We start from the raw sequence: 15,996 nt of genomic DNA on the forward strand, positions 1-15,996 counted from the left end.
TTGGAAAGCCACGCGAGAGTGGCTGGGGGACTAGGATTCGAACCTAGACAACCAGAGTCAGAGTCTGGGGTCCTACCGTTAGACGATCCCCCAACGACTGGGCGCTTTGGTGCTGCACCGCGTTGGTGAGCCGGGGTCTAATCAATGCGATCCGGCTTGGCAAGAGCAGAATTCACCCTCGGTGTAAAACGCTTCACAGAAACGTCGTCGATCGTGCTTCGCGTCTCGTGTGCTCCGGGATCGCCTGAGCCTTTCAGCGCCGACACCTAGGAGAAGCCGCAGAAAACGCTGCTGATCGGGCTCGAACCGGGCCCGGAGCGCAATGTGGCCTGATGATTCGCGCTCGCGCGGACAGAGCGCCTCAAGCCGCCGGCAGTCGCCCGCTTGCACCGGAGCCGCCTTGAGAAAACGACTCGCGGTCTCGGCAGCGGCCTGCTGATTATCATCGAACCTTGCCGGCTCAGACCGAACCGCAGCCTGTACTCCGCAGGCCGCGATTCGGTTTCGGTCCTGCCTCAGGCGATCTTCGGCAGGAGTTCGTCGAGGCTCTTCTTGGCGTCGCCGTAGAACATCCGCGTGTTCTCCTTGTAGAAGAGCGGGTTCTCGATGCCGGAATAGCCGGTGCCCTGACCACGCTTGGAGACGAAGACCTGCTTCGCCTTCCAGACCTCGAGCACCGGCATGCCGGCGATCGGGGAGTTCGGGTCTTCCTGAGCCGCCGGATTGACGATGTCGTTCGAGCCGATGACGATCGCGACATCCGTCTCGGGAAAGTCCTCGTTGATCTCGTCCATCTCCATGACGATGTCGTAGGGCACCTTCGCCTCGGCGAGCAGCACGTTCATGTGGCCCGGCAGGCGGCCGGCGACCGGGTGGATCGCGAAGCGCACCTCCTTGCCGGCGGCGCGCAGCTTGCGCGTCAGCTCGGACACGGACCCTTGAGCCTGCGCCACCGCCATGCCGTAGCCGGGGACGATGATGACGCTGTCCGCTTCGTTGAGAGCGGCGGCGACGCCGTCGACATCGATCGCGATCTGCTCGCCCTCGATCGCCTGGGCCGGTCCGGTGGTGTTGCCGAAACCGCCGAGGATGACCGAGATGAAGCTCCGGTTCATCGCCTTGCACATGATGTAGCTGAGGATCGCGCCGGACGAGCCGACCAGCGCGCCGACGACGATCAGCAGGTCGTTGCCGAGCGTGAAGCCGATCGCCGCCGCCGCCCAGCCGGAATAGCTGTTCAGCATCGAGACCACGACCGGCATGTCGGCGCCGCCGATGCCCATGATCAGGTGGTAGCCGATGAAGAAGGCCAAGAGCGTCATCAGGAAGAGCGCCCAGAAGCCCGCCCCCTGCACATAGACGATCAGCAGCAGGAGCGAGAGCGCGGCCGCGCCGGCATTGAGCAAATGCCCGCCGGGCAGCTTCTTCGCCTTGCCGTCGACCTTTCCGGCGAGCTTGCCGAAGGCGATGATCGAGCCGGTGAAGGTGACCGCGCCGATGAAGACGCCGAGGAAGACCTCGACCTTCAGGATCGAGATCTCGACCCCGGTCTTGTGCGCGAGCACGCCGGCGAAGCCGGTCAACGCGGCGCGTGCCGCCGGCTCCAGCGCCTGGACAGAGCCCAGCTCGATATGTGCGTTGAAGCCGATCAGCACGGCGGCGAGGCCGACGAAGGAGTGCAGCGCCGCGACGAGCTGCGGCATCTCGGTCATCTGCACCTTCATCGCCACCTGCCAGCCGATGGCGGCCGCGATGGCGAACATGACGAGGACGAGCCAGAGCTTGCCGCTGCCCGGCCCGAAGACCGTGGCGAAGACGGCGAGCGCCATGCCGACGATGCCGTACCAGACCGCGCGCTTGGCGCTTTCCTGGTTCGAGAGGCCGCCGAGCGACAGGATGAACAGGATGGCAGCCGAGATATAGGCCGCGGAAACGATACCGATGCTCATGTCCGAGCCCCCCTCAGGACTTCTGGAACATGGCGAGCATCCGGCGCGTGACCAGGAAGCCGCCTACGATGTTGATGGATGCGATCAGCACCGAGATCATCGCCAGGATGGTGACGATCCAGCCCGAGGAGCCGATCTGCAGCAGCGCGCCGAGCACGATGATGCCGGAGATCGCGTTGGTGACCGCCATCAGCGGCGTGTGCAGCGAATGCGACACGTTCCAGATCACCTGGAAGCCGACGAAGCAGGCGAGCGCGAACACGATGAAATGGCTCATGAAGCTCGCCGGCGCATAGGCGCCGATGATCAGCATCACGACCGTGCCGACGGTCAGCAGCGTGAGTTGCGAGCGTGTCTGCGCCTTGAAGGTCGCCGCCTCCAGAGCGAGCTTCTCCTCGCGTGTCGGCTCCTTGGCTTTCTCCTTCGGCTTCTGCGCGGCGATCGCGGCGACCTTGGGCGGCGGCGGCGGGAAGGTGATGGCGCCCTCATAGGCCACCGTCGCCCCGCGGATGACGTCGTCCTCCATGTTGTGGACGAGCTTGCCGTCCTTGCCCGGCGTCAGGTCCGTCATCATGTGGCGGATATTGGTGGCGTAGAGCGTCGAGGACTGCGCCGCCATCCGGCTCGGGAAATCGGTATAGCCGACGATGGTGACGCCATTGGGCGTGACGATCTTCTGGTCGGCCTTGGTCAGCTCGCAATTGCCGCCGCGTTCGGCGGCGAGGTCGACGATGACCGAGCCCGGCTTCATCGCCTCGACCATGTCCGCGGTCCAGAGCACCGGCGCGTCGCGGCCGGGGATCAGCGCGGTCGTGATCACGATGTCGATCTCGGGGGCAAGCTCGCGGAACTTCTTGAGCTGCGCCTCGCGGAACTCGGGGCTCGACGGTGCCGCATAGCCGCCGGTCGAGGCACCGTCCTGCTGCTGGCCCTTGAAGTCGAGGAAGACGAACTGGGCGCCCATCGATTCGATCTGCTCGGAGACTTCCGGCCTGACGTCGAAGGCATAGGTGATCGCGCCGAGCGAGGTCGCCGTGCCGATCGCGGCAAGGCCGGCGACGCCCGCGCCGACCACCAGCACCTTGGCCGGCGGCACCTTGCCCGCAGCCGTGATCTGGCCGGTGAAGAAGCGGCCGAAATTGTTGCCGGCCTCGATCACCGCGCGGTAGCCGGCGATATTGGCCATCGAGGACAGCGCGTCCATCTTCTGGGCGCGCGAGATGCGCGGCACCATGTCCATGGCGATGACGTCGGCGCCCTTGTCCTTGCAGAACTCCAGCAGATCCTTGTTCTGCGCCGGATAGAAGAACGAGATCAGCGTCTTGTCGGCCGTCAGCCGCTCGGCCTCGGCGGTCTCGGGCGGACGCACCTTGGCGATCACGTCTGCCTCACCCCAGAGCGCAGCCGCGGTCTCGACCACGCTCACGCCTGCGGCGCGATAGGCATCGTCGGTAAAGCCGGCCGCAACGCCAGCACCCGCTTCGATCAGACAGTCATAGCCGAGTTTCTGGAGCTGAACCGCGCTGTCGGGCGTCATCGCCACCCTCGCCTCGCCGGCGAAGGTTTCCCTGGGTGTTCCGATCTTCACAAGTCTTCTCCCCTCGACCACGGCAACGGCGCTGCAGCATGAAGCATTTGTAGAGGTGAAGCGCGTCGACGCAAGTCGGCAGGAGCCGGGAATATCGGCATACCTCGGCTCGATCGCCTTGCGTCGGCAACGCCGTGGCCAGCACGGCGGCCGCCCTCGATCATGCCGCCTTCGCCGCCGCTCCATGCAGGAACACGTCGAGGCAGAGCCGCGCATGCCGGGCGCGGTCTTCGACCGTCAGCAGCCGGTCACCGGGAAAGCGCTTGATCAGGACCGAGAAGATCATGTCCATCAGCATGCGGGCCAATGCATCCGCCGGAAAGGCGCGAAGCTCGCCACGCACCTGCCGGGCGGCGAGCCAGTCTTCGAGAAGGCGCCGGGCGGGCTCGGCCCCCTCCTGCTCGATCATCTCGCCGATCTCGCTGAAGCGGTCCGAATCGGCAAGGACCAGCCTGACGAAGGCCAGCCGATCGCGATTGTCGATCTCGTCGATATCGAGCCGGAAGATCGCGGCCAATGCCTCGAGCAGCGGCAGATCCTCGCCGGGAGGGCGCGGCAGCGCCAGCATCGAGCGCCGGTGATCGGCCATCATCACCCGAAACAGATCGGTCTTGGCCGGGAACAATTGGTAGAGGGTGCGCTTCGAGACGCCGCAGCGTGCCGCGACCGCGTCCATCGTCGTGCCGCCATACCCGACATCGAGAAACAGATCGCGCGCTGTCTGCACGATCCGCTGCCGCTCCGTCTCGTCGGAACGTGTCTTGGGCCGCCCGCGCCCCCGGGGCTGTGCCGCTGTTTCAGCCATTTTTGCCATTTGTCACACGCGCGTCCGTCATCGCGCCGCATTCTTGAGTTTGACAGTCAGGGAAATCAAGAGATAAGAAACCCGATAGTTTCCAAAAAGAGAGCCCGCATGTCGGCCGAGCGCGCCCCCTCCTCTTCCCGCCACGCCCTGCCGAGCGTTCTGCTGCTCGCGGCGGCGCTGGCTGCCTGCAATTCCGAGAAGGCGGCGGCGCCTCCGCCGCAGCCGCAGATCCAGGTCAGCGTCGTCACGCTGCATCCACAGCCGGTCGCGATCACGGCGGAATTGCCGGGCCGCGTCTCGGCCAGCCTGATCGCCGAGATCCGGCCGCAGGTGAACGGCATCATCAAGTCGCGGCTGTTCCGCGAGGGCAGCGAGGTCAAGGCCGGGGACGTGCTCTACGAGATCGACCCCTCTCCCTATCAGGCCGCGCTCGACAGCGCGGTCGCCGCCCAGCACAAGGCCGAGGCCGCCGTCGCCAACGCGCAGGTGCGCGCCGATCGCTATCGCGAACTGCTCCAGCGCAATGCCGGCAGCAAGCAGGATGCCGATGACGCCGCCGCCACCCTGGGCCAGGCCCAGGCCGATGTCGCGGCCGCCAAGGCCAATGTCGAGGCGGCCAGGATCAACCTCGCCTATACGAAGGTGACGGCGCCGATCGACGGGCGCATCGACAAGTCGGCTCTGACGCAGGGCGCGCTCGTCACCGCCAACCAAGCGGCGGTGCTGACCACGATCCGCAAGCTCGACCCGATCAATGTCGACGTCACCCAGTCGAGCACCAACCTGCTGAAGTTCCGCAACGACATCGCCTCGGGCCGCCTGAAATTCACCGGCCCGAATGTCGCGGTGAAGCTCAAGCTCGACACCGGCGACGCCTATGCGCAGTCCGGCAAGCTCGAATTCGCCGAGGCGAACATCAACGAGACCACCGGCACCTTCAGCGTCCGCGCCGAGTTCCCAAATCCGGAGCGGATTTTGCTGCCGGGCATGTTCGTCCGCGCCGAAATCCAGGAAGGCATCGCCGAGAACAACTTCCTGCTGCCGCAGCGCGCCGTCGGCCGTAATACCAAGGGCGAGGCCACCGCCAAGTTCGTCTCGGCCGAGGGCAAGGTCGAGGAACGCGTGCTGGTGACCCGCCGCAACATCGGCAACAACTGGCTGGTCGACAGCGGCGTCAAGGGCGGCGAACGCATCGTCGTCGAAGGCGGCCAACTCGTGCGCTCCGGCCAGACCGTGACCGTTAACGAGGTCAGCGTCGACGAGGCCACCGGCGAGCTCAAATCCGCCAATCGCCGGGCAGAATTGCCGGCCGGCAACACGGCGAAGAATTAGAGGCTGATATGAGCTATGGAAGCGATTTGATGAGGTCAAAACGCCGGAGATGGGAGGAGCATCGCGCCGACGATACGTCCGTATCGACAAGCGATGCGACGCTGCAGCTCCGTCGTTTTCACCTCACCCGCAGGGCGCGGCGCTTTTGCGCGACTGCCGTGTCGTTCTTCGTAGCAAGCCGAAAGGCTTGCGTCCTCGAACTCCTTGCATTCGCGCAAAATCGCCAGCGTCAAATCGCTCCCATAGCTCATACCAGCCTCTAAGCCATGTCGCGCTTCTTCATCGAAAGGCCGATCTTCGCCTGGGTCGTCGCCATCGTCATCATGCTGGCCGGCCTGCTGGCCCTGCGCACGCTGCCGATCTCGCAATATCCGCAGATCGCGCCGACGACCGTCCAGATCAGCGCCAACTACCCCGGCGCGGACGCGCAGACCGTCGAGAACTCGGTGACCAAGGTCATCGAGCAGGGCATGACCGGCCTCGACAACCTGCAATACATGACGGCGACCTCGACCTCGACCGGCAACGCGCAGATCACCCTGACCTTCAACAGCCAGGCCGATCCCGACGTTGCCCAGATGCAGGTGCAGAACAAGCTGCAGCTCGTCACCCGGCAATTGCCCTCGGTGGTGCAGAGCACCGGCATCTCGGTCGCCAAGGCCTCCACCGGCTTCCTGATGGTCGTCGCCTTCGTTTCGAAGGACGGGCGGATGTCGACCACCGACCTCGCCGACTATGTCGATTCGACCCTCAACGACACGCTGAAGCGCGTCGAGGGCGTCGGCACGACCCAGCTCTTCGGCGCCGGCTATGCCATGCGCATCTGGCTCGACCCCGACAAGCTGCGCAAATACGCGCTGATGCCCGCCGACATCGCCGCCGCGATCGAGGCGCAGAACACGCAGGTCTCGGCCGGCCAGCTCGGCGGCCTGCCGCAGGTCTCCGGCCAGCAGCTCAACGCCACCGTCACCGCGCTCTCGCGGCTCCAGACCGTCTCGCAATTCGAGAACATCATCCTGAAGAGCGGCGCTTCCGGCTCTATCGTCCGACTGAATGACGTCGCCCGCGTCGAGCTCGGCGCCAAGAGCTACGACACCGTCTCGCGCTATAACGGCCAGCCGACGACCGGCCTCGCCATCAGCCTCGCGACCGGCGCCAACGCGATCGACACCGCCAAGGCGGTGACCGCGACGATCGAGCGCCTGAAGCAGACCCTGCCGGAAGGTGTCGAGGTCACCTACCCTTACGATACCACGCCCTTCGTGACGCTTTCGATCGAGAAGGTCGTCCAGACACTTTTCGAGGCGATCGTCCTCGTCTTCATCGTGATGTACGTCTTCCTGCAGAACCTGCGCGCGACCTTCATCCCGATGCTGGCGGTGCCGGTCGTGCTGCTCGGCACCTTCGGTGTGCTGGCGCTGGCGGGCTACTCGATCAACACGCTGACCATGTTCGCCATGGTGCTCGCCATCGGCCTGCTCGTCGACGACGCCATCGTCGTGGTCGAGAATGTCGAGCGCGTGATGCAGGAGGAGAAGCTCGGGCCGAAGGAAGCGACGATCAAGTCGATGGGCGAGATCACCGGCGCGCTCGTCGGCATCGCCACCGTGCTCTCGGCCGTGTTCGTGCCGATGGCCTTTTTCGGCGGCTCGGTCGGCGTCATCTACCGGCAGTTCTCGGTGACGATCGTCACCGCGATGGCGCTCTCGGTCGTCGTCGCGCTGGTGCTGACCCCTGCCCTCTGCGCGACGCTGCTCAAGCCGGTCGGCGATCATGGCCCGCGCAAGGGCTTCTTCGGCTGGTTCAACCGCAATTTCGAGCGCACCACCAACGGCTACCGCTCCAGCGTCGCCGGTATGATCGCGCGGCCGCTGCGCTTCCTGATGGTCTTCCTGCTGATCAGCGGCGGCATGGCCTGGCTCTTCGCCCGCATGCCCTCGTCCTTCCTGCCCGACGAGGACCAGGGCATCCTCCTGACCAGCGTGCAATTGCCTGTCGGCGCGACGCAGGACCGGACGCTGCGCGTGCTCGACCAGGTGCAGAAGCACTATCTCGAAAAGGAGAAGGACCTCGTCGAGGGCGTGCTGACCGTCGCTGGCTTCGGCTTCGGCGGCCAGGGCCAGAATGTCGGCCTCGCCTTCGTGCGCCTGAAGCCTTTCGCCGAACGCGTCGGCAAGCAGGCGACGGCTCAGGCCATCGCCGGCCGCGCCATGGGCGCCTTCCGCTCGATCAAGGACGGCACGGTCTACGCGCTGGCCCCGCCGGCAATCCAGGGCTTCGGCAACACGGCGGGCTTCGACTTCTATCTGCAGGATATCGCCGGCGCCGGCCATTCCCGCCTGATGGAGGTCCGCAACCAGTTGCTGGGCCTCGCGGCGCAGAGCAAGCAGCTCACCGGCACGCGCCCGAACGGCCAGGAGGACACCCCGCAATATGCGGTCGAGATCGACCAGGAGAAGGCGAGCGCCCTGACCCTGCCGCTAGCAGCGATCAACAACACGCTGTCGACTGCCTGGGGCTCCGCCTATGTCAACGACTTCATCGACCGCGGCCGGGTGAAATCGGTCTATGTCCAGGCTGATGCGCCGTTCCGCATGCAGCCCGGCGATATCGGGCGCTGGTATGTCCGCAACCAGGGCGGCGAGATGGTGCCGTTCTCGGCCTTCTCCTCGGGGCGCTGGACCTACGGCTCGCCCCGGCTGGAGCGCTATAACGGCGCGGCAGCCGTCCAGATGCAGGGCGCGGCCGCGGCCGGCGTCAGCTCGGGCGCGGCAATGGAGGAAATCGACCGGCTGATGACGCAGTTGCCAGCTGGTTTCGGCCATGAATGGACAGGCCTCTCCTTCCAGGAGCGGCTCTCCGGCAGCCAGGCGGTGGCGCTCTACGCCATCTCGATGCTGGTCGTCTTCCTCTGCCTCGCGGCACTCTACGAGAGCTGGTCGATCCCCTTCGCGGTCATGCTCTCGGTGCCGATCGGCATCTTCGGCGCCCTGCTCGCGGCGACGCTCTTCGGCCAGACCAACGACGTCTATTTCAAGGTCGGCCTGCTGACGACGATCGGCCTCGCCGCCAAGAACGCGATCCTCATCGTCGAGTTCGCGATCGAGCAGGAAGCCCATGGCAAGGGCCTCGTCGAGGCGACGCTGGAAGCGGCGCGCCAGCGCCTGCGGCCGATCCTGATGACCTCGCTCGCCTTCGTGCTCGGTGTGACGCCGCTCGCGGTCGCGACCGGCGCGGGCTCGGGCAGCCAGAACGCGATCGGCATCGGCGTGATGGGCGGCATGATCGCTGCGACCGTGATCGGCGTCTTCTTCGTTCCGCTGCTCTATGTCGGCGTCGTGCGCCTCGTCCGGCGCTGGCGCCGCCCGGAGCCGGCTCCCGCGACCACCGCCGAGTGAATGACGGGGGCGCGGCCGGCAACGGCTGCGCCCTCGCAATGAAGCTGCTAGACTTCCGCGATGACCGATTTCCCCGATATCATCCATTCACCTCTGTCGCAGAGCTTCACCCATGACGGCCTGACCGTGCGGGTGGAAATCTACAAGATCGAGGGCACCGACGGCTGGACCCTCGAACTGATCGACGAGGACGGCGGCTCGACCGTCTGGCAAGACGCCTTCGCCACCGATGCCGGCGCCTTCGCCGAGTTCACCGACGGCGTCGAGCAGCTCGGCCTCGACCGCCTGATCAACCCGGACGACGACGACCTCGCCACCGTACACTGAGCCGGGCGCAACGTTCCATGCGCTATACCGACGAACTCGACGCTCTTCGCGCGGCCCGCGACGCACTGCGACATCGGATTGCCGAGCGCCTCGCACTGGAAGCCGGCGCGTCCATCGAAGGCGCCTTGGAAACCTGGCTGACGGCGTCCGACGAAGCCATCGAGACCTGGGAGAGCGAGGGCGAGGAGGCGCAGGATTCCCGCGCCTTCCGCCCGATCGGCCCGTTGCAGGACCTGCTCGCGGACCATGCCGCGCTCGTCGAGCGGATCGCCGAGACGCTCGACCGGCGCCTGTCCTAGCCAAATTGCAGTTGCTGGATCGTTTTGGCCGGTCCCCTTGTCATTCCGGGGCTTCGCGTAGCGAAGAACCCGGAACCCACGACTGGGTTAGACATGGAACATCCGGTTGCAAGCGGCCCACCCGGTCGTGGGTTTCCGGTTCGCGCCTGCGGCGCGCCCCGGAATGACAAGCGTGTGGTCCAGTTGAAGTCCGGCAGGCACTACGCCAGCCCCAGCATCCGCCGCGCCAGCCCCGGATCGCCGCCGCCGGCGAAATCGTCGAAAGCGGTGTCCGTCACGCGGATGATGTGGTCGGCAATGAAGCGGGCGCCCTCGCGTGCGCCGTCCTCTGGATGCTTCAGCGCGCATTCCCATTCGAGCACGGCCCAGCCGTCGAATCCGTATTGCGCGAGCTTCGAGAAGATCGCCTTGAAATCGACCTGCCCGTCGCCGAGCGAGCGGAAGCGCCCGGCCCGGCCGATCCAGGGCGAGAAGCCGGAATAGACGCCCTGCCGGCCGTCCGGCCGGAACTCGGCATCCTTCACGTGGAAGGCGCTGATGCGCTCGTGATAGATGTCGATGAAGGCGAGGTAGTCGAGCTGCTGCAACAGGAAATGCGAGGGATCGTAATTGATCCGGCAGCGCCTGTGCCCGCCGAGCCGGTCGAGGAAAAGCTCGAATGTGGCGCCGTCGAAGACGTCCTCGCCAGGATGGATCTCGAATCCAACGTCGACGCCTTGCTCCTCATAGGCATCGAGGATCGGCCGCCAGCGCCGCGCCAGCTCGCCGAAGGCTTCCTCGACGAGACCGGCCGGACGCTGCGGCCAGGGATAAAGGAAGGGCCAGGCGAGCGCGCCGGTGAAGCTGACGGAACCCGAAAGCCCGAGCCGCCGCGATGCCTTGGCCGCGAGCTTCATCTGCTCCACTGCCCAGGCCTGCCTTTCCTTCGGTTTGCCGCGCAGTTCCTCGGGCGCAAAGACGTCGAAGGCCGCGTCATAGGCGGGATGCACCGCGACGAGCTGCCCTTGCAGATGCGTTGAAAGCTCGGTGATCGCGATGCCGTTCTCGCGGGCGACGCCAATGATCTCGTCGCAATAGTCCTGCGATGAAGCTGCCCTCTCCAAATCGAATAAGCGCGCGTCGCCGCTGGGCAACTGCACGCCGCGATAGCCGAGCCCGGCAGCCCAGGCCGTAATGCCGGCCCAACTGTCGAACGGCGCCTTTTCGCCGGCGAACTGGGCAAGAAAGATCGCGGGACCCTGCATCGTTGCCGGCATCGGCTTTTCCTCCATCGTTGCGCGCAGCTTCGCGCAAGGGTTGGCCGGGCGTCCAGATCAGGCCCGTGCAATCTCCGTCTCGTCTTCAATTCAACTTCTACCTGAATTAGGCTGAAGTTCGGTCTTGAGCCGTTTCGAGGCCGTCCCCTAGCCTGCGCATAACGGCCAGCAAAAGGCCGAGCGGGAAACGACAGGAGGCTGCGATCGCCCTGCCCTGGCACAGGCTGAGCCCGGATGAGCTCGCGCTGCTCGAGGCCACCTTCTGGTCCGGGGGCGCCGCCCGCCATGCGCTTGCCGACAGCCTGCAGTTCTCCCGCAGCAAGACCAATGCGATCGCAGCGGGCCTGATTGAGGAAGGCCTGCTCGACGAGGCCGGCGTCCAGCATTCCACCGGCGGCCGTCGCCCGGAGACCCTCTGCGTCCATCGCCGCATCGGCGTGCTCGTCGGCATCGATATCGGCGCGACCAGCCTCGATATCGCGCTGCTCAGACCCGACCTCGGCATCATCGCCCGCCATGCCCAGGAGGCCGATGTCCAGGCCGGCCCCGGCCCGATCATGGCGCGGCTGCGCACCTTGCTGCCGGCGATGCTCGCCCAGAACGGCATCGCGTCCGACTGCGTGCTCGCCGTCGGCATCGGCGTGCCCGGCCCGGTCAATTTCGCCGCTGGCCAACTCGTCAATCCGCCGCTGATGCCGGGCTGGGACAGCTACGCCATCCGCGAGGACCTGCGCGAGATCACCGATGCGCCGATATTCGTCGACAACGACGTGAACCTGATGGCGCTCGGCGTGCTCTGGCGCCAGCGCAAGCAGATCGAGAACTTCCTCGTCATCAAGGTCGGCACCGGCATCGGCTGCGGCATCGTCTGTCATGGCGAGCTCTATCGCGGCTCGACCGGCTCGGCCGGCGATATCGGCCATATCTGCGCCGATCCAGAAGGCCCGCTCTGCCGCTGCGGCAATCGCGGCTGCGTCGAGGCCATGGCCGCAGCGCCCGCCATCGTCGCCATGGGGATGGAGGCCGCCCGGTCCGGCCGCAGCCCCGCCCTCGCGGATCGCCTCGCCACGAAAGGCCAGCTCGAAGCCGCCGATATCGGCGCCGCCAGCCGGGCCGGCGATGCCGAGGCCGATGCGATCGTGCGCCGCTCCGGCCGGCTGATCGGGCAGGTGCTGGCTGCGCTCGTCAATTTCTACAATCCATCGCATATCTTCATCGGCGGCGGCGTCTCCGCGATCGGCCCGATGTTCCTCGCCGCGATCCGCCAGAGCGTGAACCAGCGATCGCTTGCCCTCTCGACCCGCCATCTCGAGATCACCTCCGCCCCGCTCGGCCCCGAGACCGGGTTGATCGGCGCCGGGGTTCTGGCCATGCGCGAAGCGCTCCGTGCGGGAGGCCCCGCATGAGCGCAGCCGCAGGCCTCGCCGTCGCCTTCGATGGCATCGTCAAGCGCTTCGGCCCGGTCGAGGTGCTGCACGGCGTCTCCTTCGATCTCGAACCCGGCAAGGTCTACGGCCTGCTCGGCGAGAACGGCGCCGGCAAATCGACGCTGATGAAGATCCTTTCCGGCTACGAACAGCCGAGCGAGGGCCGCGTCCTGATCGACGGCGAGCCCGTCGCCTTCGACGGCTCGCGTGCGGCCGAGGCGAAGGGCATCGTCCTGATCCATCAGGAATTCAATCTGGCCGACGACCTGACCATCGCCGGCAACATCTTCCTCGGTCATGAGCGCCGCAAGGGCTGGCTGCTCGATGAAGAAGCGATGCGCAGCGGGGCCCAGGCTGCGCTCGATCAGGTCGGGCTGGCACGGACGCCCGATACGCCGGTGCGCCGCCTGATCGTCGCCGAGAAGCAACTCGTCGAGATCGCCAAGGCGCTGTCGCGTAAGGCGCGCCTGCTGATCATGGACGAGCCGACCGCGACGCTGACACCATCCGAGGCCAGCCGGCTCTTCACCCTGATCGAGCGGATGCGGGCGGAAGGCATCACGGTCGTCTACATCTCGCACAAGCTCGACGAGGTCGAGCGCATCACTGACGAGGTCATCGTCATGCGCGACGGCCGCTTCGTCGGCCGCGCCCCGACCGCCTCGCTCACCCGCCACGCCATGGCGACGATGATGGTCGGCCGCGAGATCGCCGACCTCTTTCCGGAGAAAGTCCCGGCCGATCCCGACCTGCCGCCGGCGCTGGCGGTCGAGGATTTCTCGGTGCCGGGCTGGGCCAGCGACATCTCGTTTGTTGTACGGCCGGGCGAAATCCTGGGCTTCGCCGGGCTGGTCGGCGCCGGGCGGACCGAGCTTTTCGAGGGCGTTCTGGGCCTGCGGCCCGGCAGCGGCACGATCCGGCGCGACGGCAAGCCGGTCCAGCTCCGCTCGCCGCGCGATGCCACCCGCCACGGGCTCGCCTATCTGAGCGAGGACCGCAAGGGCAAGGGCCTGCATGTGGAGTTCCCGCTGCGGCCCAACCTCACGCTGATGGTGCTGGAGCGCTATGCGAACCCGCTGCTGGACCATGGCGCGGAGCAGCGCGCGCTCGAAACCGCGGTCAGCGAATTCGGCATTCGCGCCGGCGCACTCGGCATGAAGGCGGCTTCGCTTTCGGGCGGCAACCAGCAGAAGCTTGCGCTCGCCAAGGTGCTGCATCCGGCGCCGCGCGTGCTGATCCTCGACGAGCCGACACGCGGTGTCGATGTCGGCGCCAAGCGCGAGATCTATTTCCTGATCCAGAAGCTCGCGGCGCAGGGCCTCGCCCTGATCGTCATCTCCTCGGAGCTGATCGAGCTGATCGGCCTCGCCCATCGCGTCGCGGTGATGCGCGAGGGCCGGATCGTCGCGACGGTCGAGGGCGACGAGATGACAGAAGCGACGATGATCGCCCATGCCACGGGGACCCGCCATGTCGCAGCCTGAAGCCGCACAGCGAGCCGAGGCCCGCGCCCGCGAGGCAACGACGCCGCTCGGCGACCGCATCGCCGCCTTCGGCCCCATCATCGGCCTCGTGCTGCTCTGTGCGGCCGGTGCCATGCTCAACAGCGATTTCGCCACGCTCGACAACGCGCTGAACGTGCTCACCCGCACGGCCTTCATCGGCATCATCGCGGTCGGCATGTGCTTCGTCATCATCCTCGGCGGCATCGACCTTTCGGTCGGCTCGATGGCGGCTCTGATCGCGGGCTGCGTCATCCTCTTCATCAACTGGGCGTCCGGTGCCTTCGGCTCGCCGCTGCTGGCGGTGATCGGCGGCGCGGCGCTCGCGGTCGTGCTGGGCGGCGTCTTCGGCCTGCTGCACGGCATCCTGATCGCGAAGGGGCGGATCGAGCCCTTCATCGTCACCTTGGGAACACTCGGCATCTACCGGGCATACCTCACCTATTTCGCCGATGGCGGCGCGCTGACCCTCGACAATGCGCTCGCCGATCTCTACGCGCCGGTCTACTACGGCAGCTTCCTCGGCGTGCCGATCCCGGTCTGGGTCTTCCTGCTGGTCGCTCTGCTCGGCGCACTGATCCTGAACCGCACGATCTTCGGCCGGCATGTCCAGGCGATCGGCTCGAACGAGACCGTCGCGCGCTATGCCGCGGTCGATGTCGAGCGCGTCAAGATCCTCACCTACATGCTGCTCGGGCTCTGCGTCGGCATCGCGACGCTGCTCTATGTGCCGCGATTGGGCTCGGCCTCGCCGACGACCGGCCTGCTCTGGGAGCTGGAGGCCATCGCCGCGGTCATCGTCGGCGGCGCGGCGCTCAAGGGCGGCCACGGCAGCATCACCGGCACGGTCATCGGCGCGATCCTGCTCTCGGTGATCAGCAACATCCTCAACCTGACGAGCCTGATCAGCGTCTATCTGAACGCTGCCGTGCAGGGCTTCGTCATCATCACCGTCGCGTTTTTGCAGAAAGGCCGCCGCTAGAGCCGGATCCGATCAGGCCATCCTGACCTGATCGGTGAATCCGTCTCTCACTCAAAAAGAGAGAACGCGTGATCCGATCCGATTGCGCAGCAATCGGATCGGCGCGTGCTCTAGGCGGGCCATAAAGGGAGAGAAGCGATGTCCATGCAGACCAGACGCAGCCTCATGCTTGCCACCGCCGCGGGCCTCGCCTTCGTAGCGACGAGCGCAGCGGCCGAGCCCGTCAATCTCGGCGTGTCCATTCCCGCCGCGACGCACAGCTTCATGGGCGGCATCAACTACTGGGCGAACCAGGCGAAGAAGGATCTCGAGGCCAAGCACAAGGACCTCAAGATCACGATCCGCACAGCCGCCAACGCCGTCGAGCAGGCCAACCAGCTTCAGGACCTGAGCACGGTCACCAAGATCAACGCGCTCGTCGTCTTCCCCTTCGAATCGGCGGCGCTGACCCGGCCGGTCGCCAATGTGAAGGCCAAGGGCGCCTATGTGACGGTGGTCGACCGCGGCCTGACCGACACCTCGGCCCAGGATGCCTATGTCGCCGGCGACAACACCGCCTTCGGCAAGATCCCGGCCGAGTACATCGCCAAGACGCTCGGCGGCAAAGGCAATGTCGTGGCGCTGCGTGGTATCCCGACCACGCTCGACAACGAGCGCATGGACGCCTTCAACGGCGTGCTGAAGGGCTATCCCGACATCAAGCTGCTCGACGCGAAATACGCCAACTGGAACCGCGACGACGCCTACAAGGTCACGCAGGACTTCCTGACCCGCTTCAAGGAGATCGACGCCTTCTGGGCCGCCGATGACGACATGGCCTTCGGCGCCATCCGCGCCATCGACCAGGCCGGGCGCAAGGACATCAAGGTGATCTTCGGCGGCGCCGGGGCCAAGGACATGGTCAAGATCATCCTCGACGGCAAGGACCCGCGAATCCAGGCCAATGTCAGCTACTCCCCGAAATTCATCTACGAATCGATCAAGTTGACGGCGGAAGCTCGCCTGAAAGGCGAGAAGCTGCCGGCGACCACCATCATCCCCTCGGTGCTGATCGACAAGAGCAACGCCAAGGACTTCTATTTCCCCGACTCGCCGTTCTGAGCGGACAGCATCCACCGGCCGCCGCTCCAG

Annotated in this window: 12 protein-coding genes and 1 tRNA gene; 8 read left to right on the forward strand and 5 right to left on the reverse strand. The window is 66.2% G+C overall.

The window, feature by feature from the left end:
• Positions 1–19: 19 nt before the first annotated feature.
• The 4 genes from Q9235_RS09035 to Q9235_RS09050 all read right to left on the reverse strand — a co-directional run bounded on the left by Q9235_RS09035 (position 20) and on the right by Q9235_RS09050 (position 4,264).
• Positions 20–93: transfer RNA gene (locus Q9235_RS09035), tRNA-Gln, on the reverse strand.
• Between the two features lie 422 nt (positions 94–515).
• Complete coding sequence (locus Q9235_RS09040) at positions 516–1,949, reverse strand: NAD(P)(+) transhydrogenase (Re/Si-specific) subunit beta (protein ID WP_306226496.1); 1,434 nt, start codon at positions 1,947–1,949, stop codon at positions 516–518.
• Between the two features lie 13 nt (positions 1,950–1,962).
• Positions 1,963–3,537: a Re/Si-specific NAD(P)(+) transhydrogenase subunit alpha gene (locus Q9235_RS09045; RefSeq protein WP_306226497.1), complete on the reverse strand. Its 1,575-nt coding sequence runs from the start codon at positions 3,535–3,537 to the stop codon at positions 1,963–1,965.
• Positions 3,538–3,697: 160 nt separating this feature from the next.
• A complete protein-coding gene (locus tag Q9235_RS09050) occupies positions 3,698–4,264 on the reverse strand; it encodes a TetR/AcrR family transcriptional regulator (RefSeq protein ID WP_306226498.1) in 567 nt (188 codons plus the stop codon).
• Positions 4,265–4,450: 186 nt separating this feature from the next.
• On the opposite strand from Q9235_RS09050, the gene Q9235_RS09055 reads away from it, so the two are divergent.
• From Q9235_RS09055 to Q9235_RS09070, 4 genes are all read left to right on the forward strand, one after another.
• Positions 4,451–5,674, forward strand: a complete 1,224-nt coding sequence (locus tag Q9235_RS09055; protein WP_306226500.1) for an efflux RND transporter periplasmic adaptor subunit — start codon at positions 4,451–4,453, stop codon at positions 5,672–5,674.
• Positions 5,675–5,940: 266 nt separating this feature from the next.
• Positions 5,941–9,072: an efflux RND transporter permease subunit gene (locus Q9235_RS09060; RefSeq protein WP_306226502.1), complete on the forward strand. Its 3,132-nt coding sequence runs from the start codon at positions 5,941–5,943 to the stop codon at positions 9,070–9,072.
• Between the two features lie 60 nt (positions 9,073–9,132).
• On the forward strand, positions 9,133–9,399 hold the full coding sequence (locus tag Q9235_RS09065; protein WP_306226504.1) for a hypothetical protein: 267 nt from the start codon (positions 9,133–9,135) through the stop codon (positions 9,397–9,399).
• A gap of 17 nt (positions 9,400–9,416) precedes the next feature.
• The gene (locus Q9235_RS09070) at positions 9,417–9,698 is read left to right on the forward strand and encodes a hypothetical protein (protein ID WP_306226506.1); all 282 of its coding nucleotides are present in this window, start codon (positions 9,417–9,419) and stop codon (positions 9,696–9,698) included.
• A gap of 200 nt (positions 9,699–9,898) precedes the next feature.
• Here the strand turns inward: Q9235_RS09070 and Q9235_RS09075 are convergent, their stop codons facing one another.
• Complete coding sequence (locus Q9235_RS09075) at positions 9,899–10,954, reverse strand: sugar phosphate isomerase/epimerase family protein (RefSeq protein WP_306226508.1); 1,056 nt, start codon at positions 10,952–10,954, stop codon at positions 9,899–9,901.
• A gap of 437 nt (positions 10,955–11,391) precedes the next feature.
• Here Q9235_RS09075 and Q9235_RS09080 point away from each other — a divergent pair, with 437 nt between their 5' ends.
• From Q9235_RS09080 to Q9235_RS09095, 4 genes are all read left to right on the forward strand, one after another.
• Positions 11,392–12,360 (forward strand): ROK family protein, encoded by a 969-nt coding sequence (locus Q9235_RS09080; protein WP_306226510.1) that lies wholly within the window; start codon positions 11,392–11,394, stop codon positions 12,358–12,360.
• Positions 12,357–13,865 carry a sugar ABC transporter ATP-binding protein gene (locus tag Q9235_RS09085; RefSeq protein WP_306226512.1) on the forward strand — a complete coding sequence of 503 codons (1,509 nt, stop codon included), beginning with the start codon at positions 12,357–12,359 and terminating at the stop codon, positions 13,863–13,865. The genes Q9235_RS09080 and Q9235_RS09085 overlap by 4 nt, the downstream gene beginning before the upstream one ends.
• Positions 13,852–14,865 (forward strand): ABC transporter permease, encoded by a 1,014-nt coding sequence (locus Q9235_RS09090; RefSeq protein WP_306226513.1) that lies wholly within the window; start codon positions 13,852–13,854, stop codon positions 14,863–14,865. The genes Q9235_RS09085 and Q9235_RS09090 overlap by 14 nt, the downstream gene beginning before the upstream one ends.
• A 138-nt stretch (positions 14,866–15,003) precedes the next feature.
• Positions 15,004–15,966: a substrate-binding domain-containing protein gene (locus tag Q9235_RS09095; protein ID WP_306226515.1), complete on the forward strand. Its 963-nt coding sequence runs from the start codon at positions 15,004–15,006 to the stop codon at positions 15,964–15,966.
• Positions 15,967–15,996 lie beyond the last annotated feature (30 nt).

The organism is Bosea beijingensis (assembly GCF_030758975.1).
GTDB classification, from domain to species: Bacteria; Pseudomonadota; Alphaproteobacteria; order Rhizobiales; family Beijerinckiaceae; genus Allobosea; species Allobosea beijingensis.

Excerpts from the sequence above, each read along its gene's own strand:
- Q9235_RS09090 (WP_306226513.1), top strand. The coding sequence starts at position 13,852 with ATGTCGCAGCCTGAAGCCGCACAGCGAGCCGAGGCCCGCGCCCGCGAG.
- Q9235_RS09095 (WP_306226515.1), top strand. The coding sequence starts at position 15,004 with ATGTCCATGCAGACCAGACGCAGCCTCATGCTTGCCACCGCCGCGGGC.
- Q9235_RS09070 (WP_306226506.1), top strand. The coding sequence starts at position 9,417 with ATGCGCTATACCGACGAACTCGACGCTCTTCGCGCGGCCCGCGACGCA.
- Q9235_RS09060 (WP_306226502.1), top strand. The coding sequence starts at position 5,941 with ATGTCGCGCTTCTTCATCGAAAGGCCGATCTTCGCCTGGGTCGTCGCC.
- Q9235_RS09055 (WP_306226500.1), top strand. The coding sequence starts at position 4,451 with ATGTCGGCCGAGCGCGCCCCCTCCTCTTCCCGCCACGCCCTGCCGAGC.
- Q9235_RS09040 (WP_306226496.1), bottom strand. The coding sequence starts at position 1,949 with ATGAGCATCGGTATCGTTTCCGCGGCCTATATCTCGGCTGCCATCCTG.
- Q9235_RS09085 (WP_306226512.1), top strand. The coding sequence starts at position 12,357 with ATGAGCGCAGCCGCAGGCCTCGCCGTCGCCTTCGATGGCATCGTCAAG.
- Q9235_RS09075 (WP_306226508.1), bottom strand. The coding sequence starts at position 10,954 with ATGCCGGCAACGATGCAGGGTCCCGCGATCTTTCTTGCCCAGTTCGCC.
- Q9235_RS09065 (WP_306226504.1), top strand. The coding sequence starts at position 9,133 with ATGACCGATTTCCCCGATATCATCCATTCACCTCTGTCGCAGAGCTTC.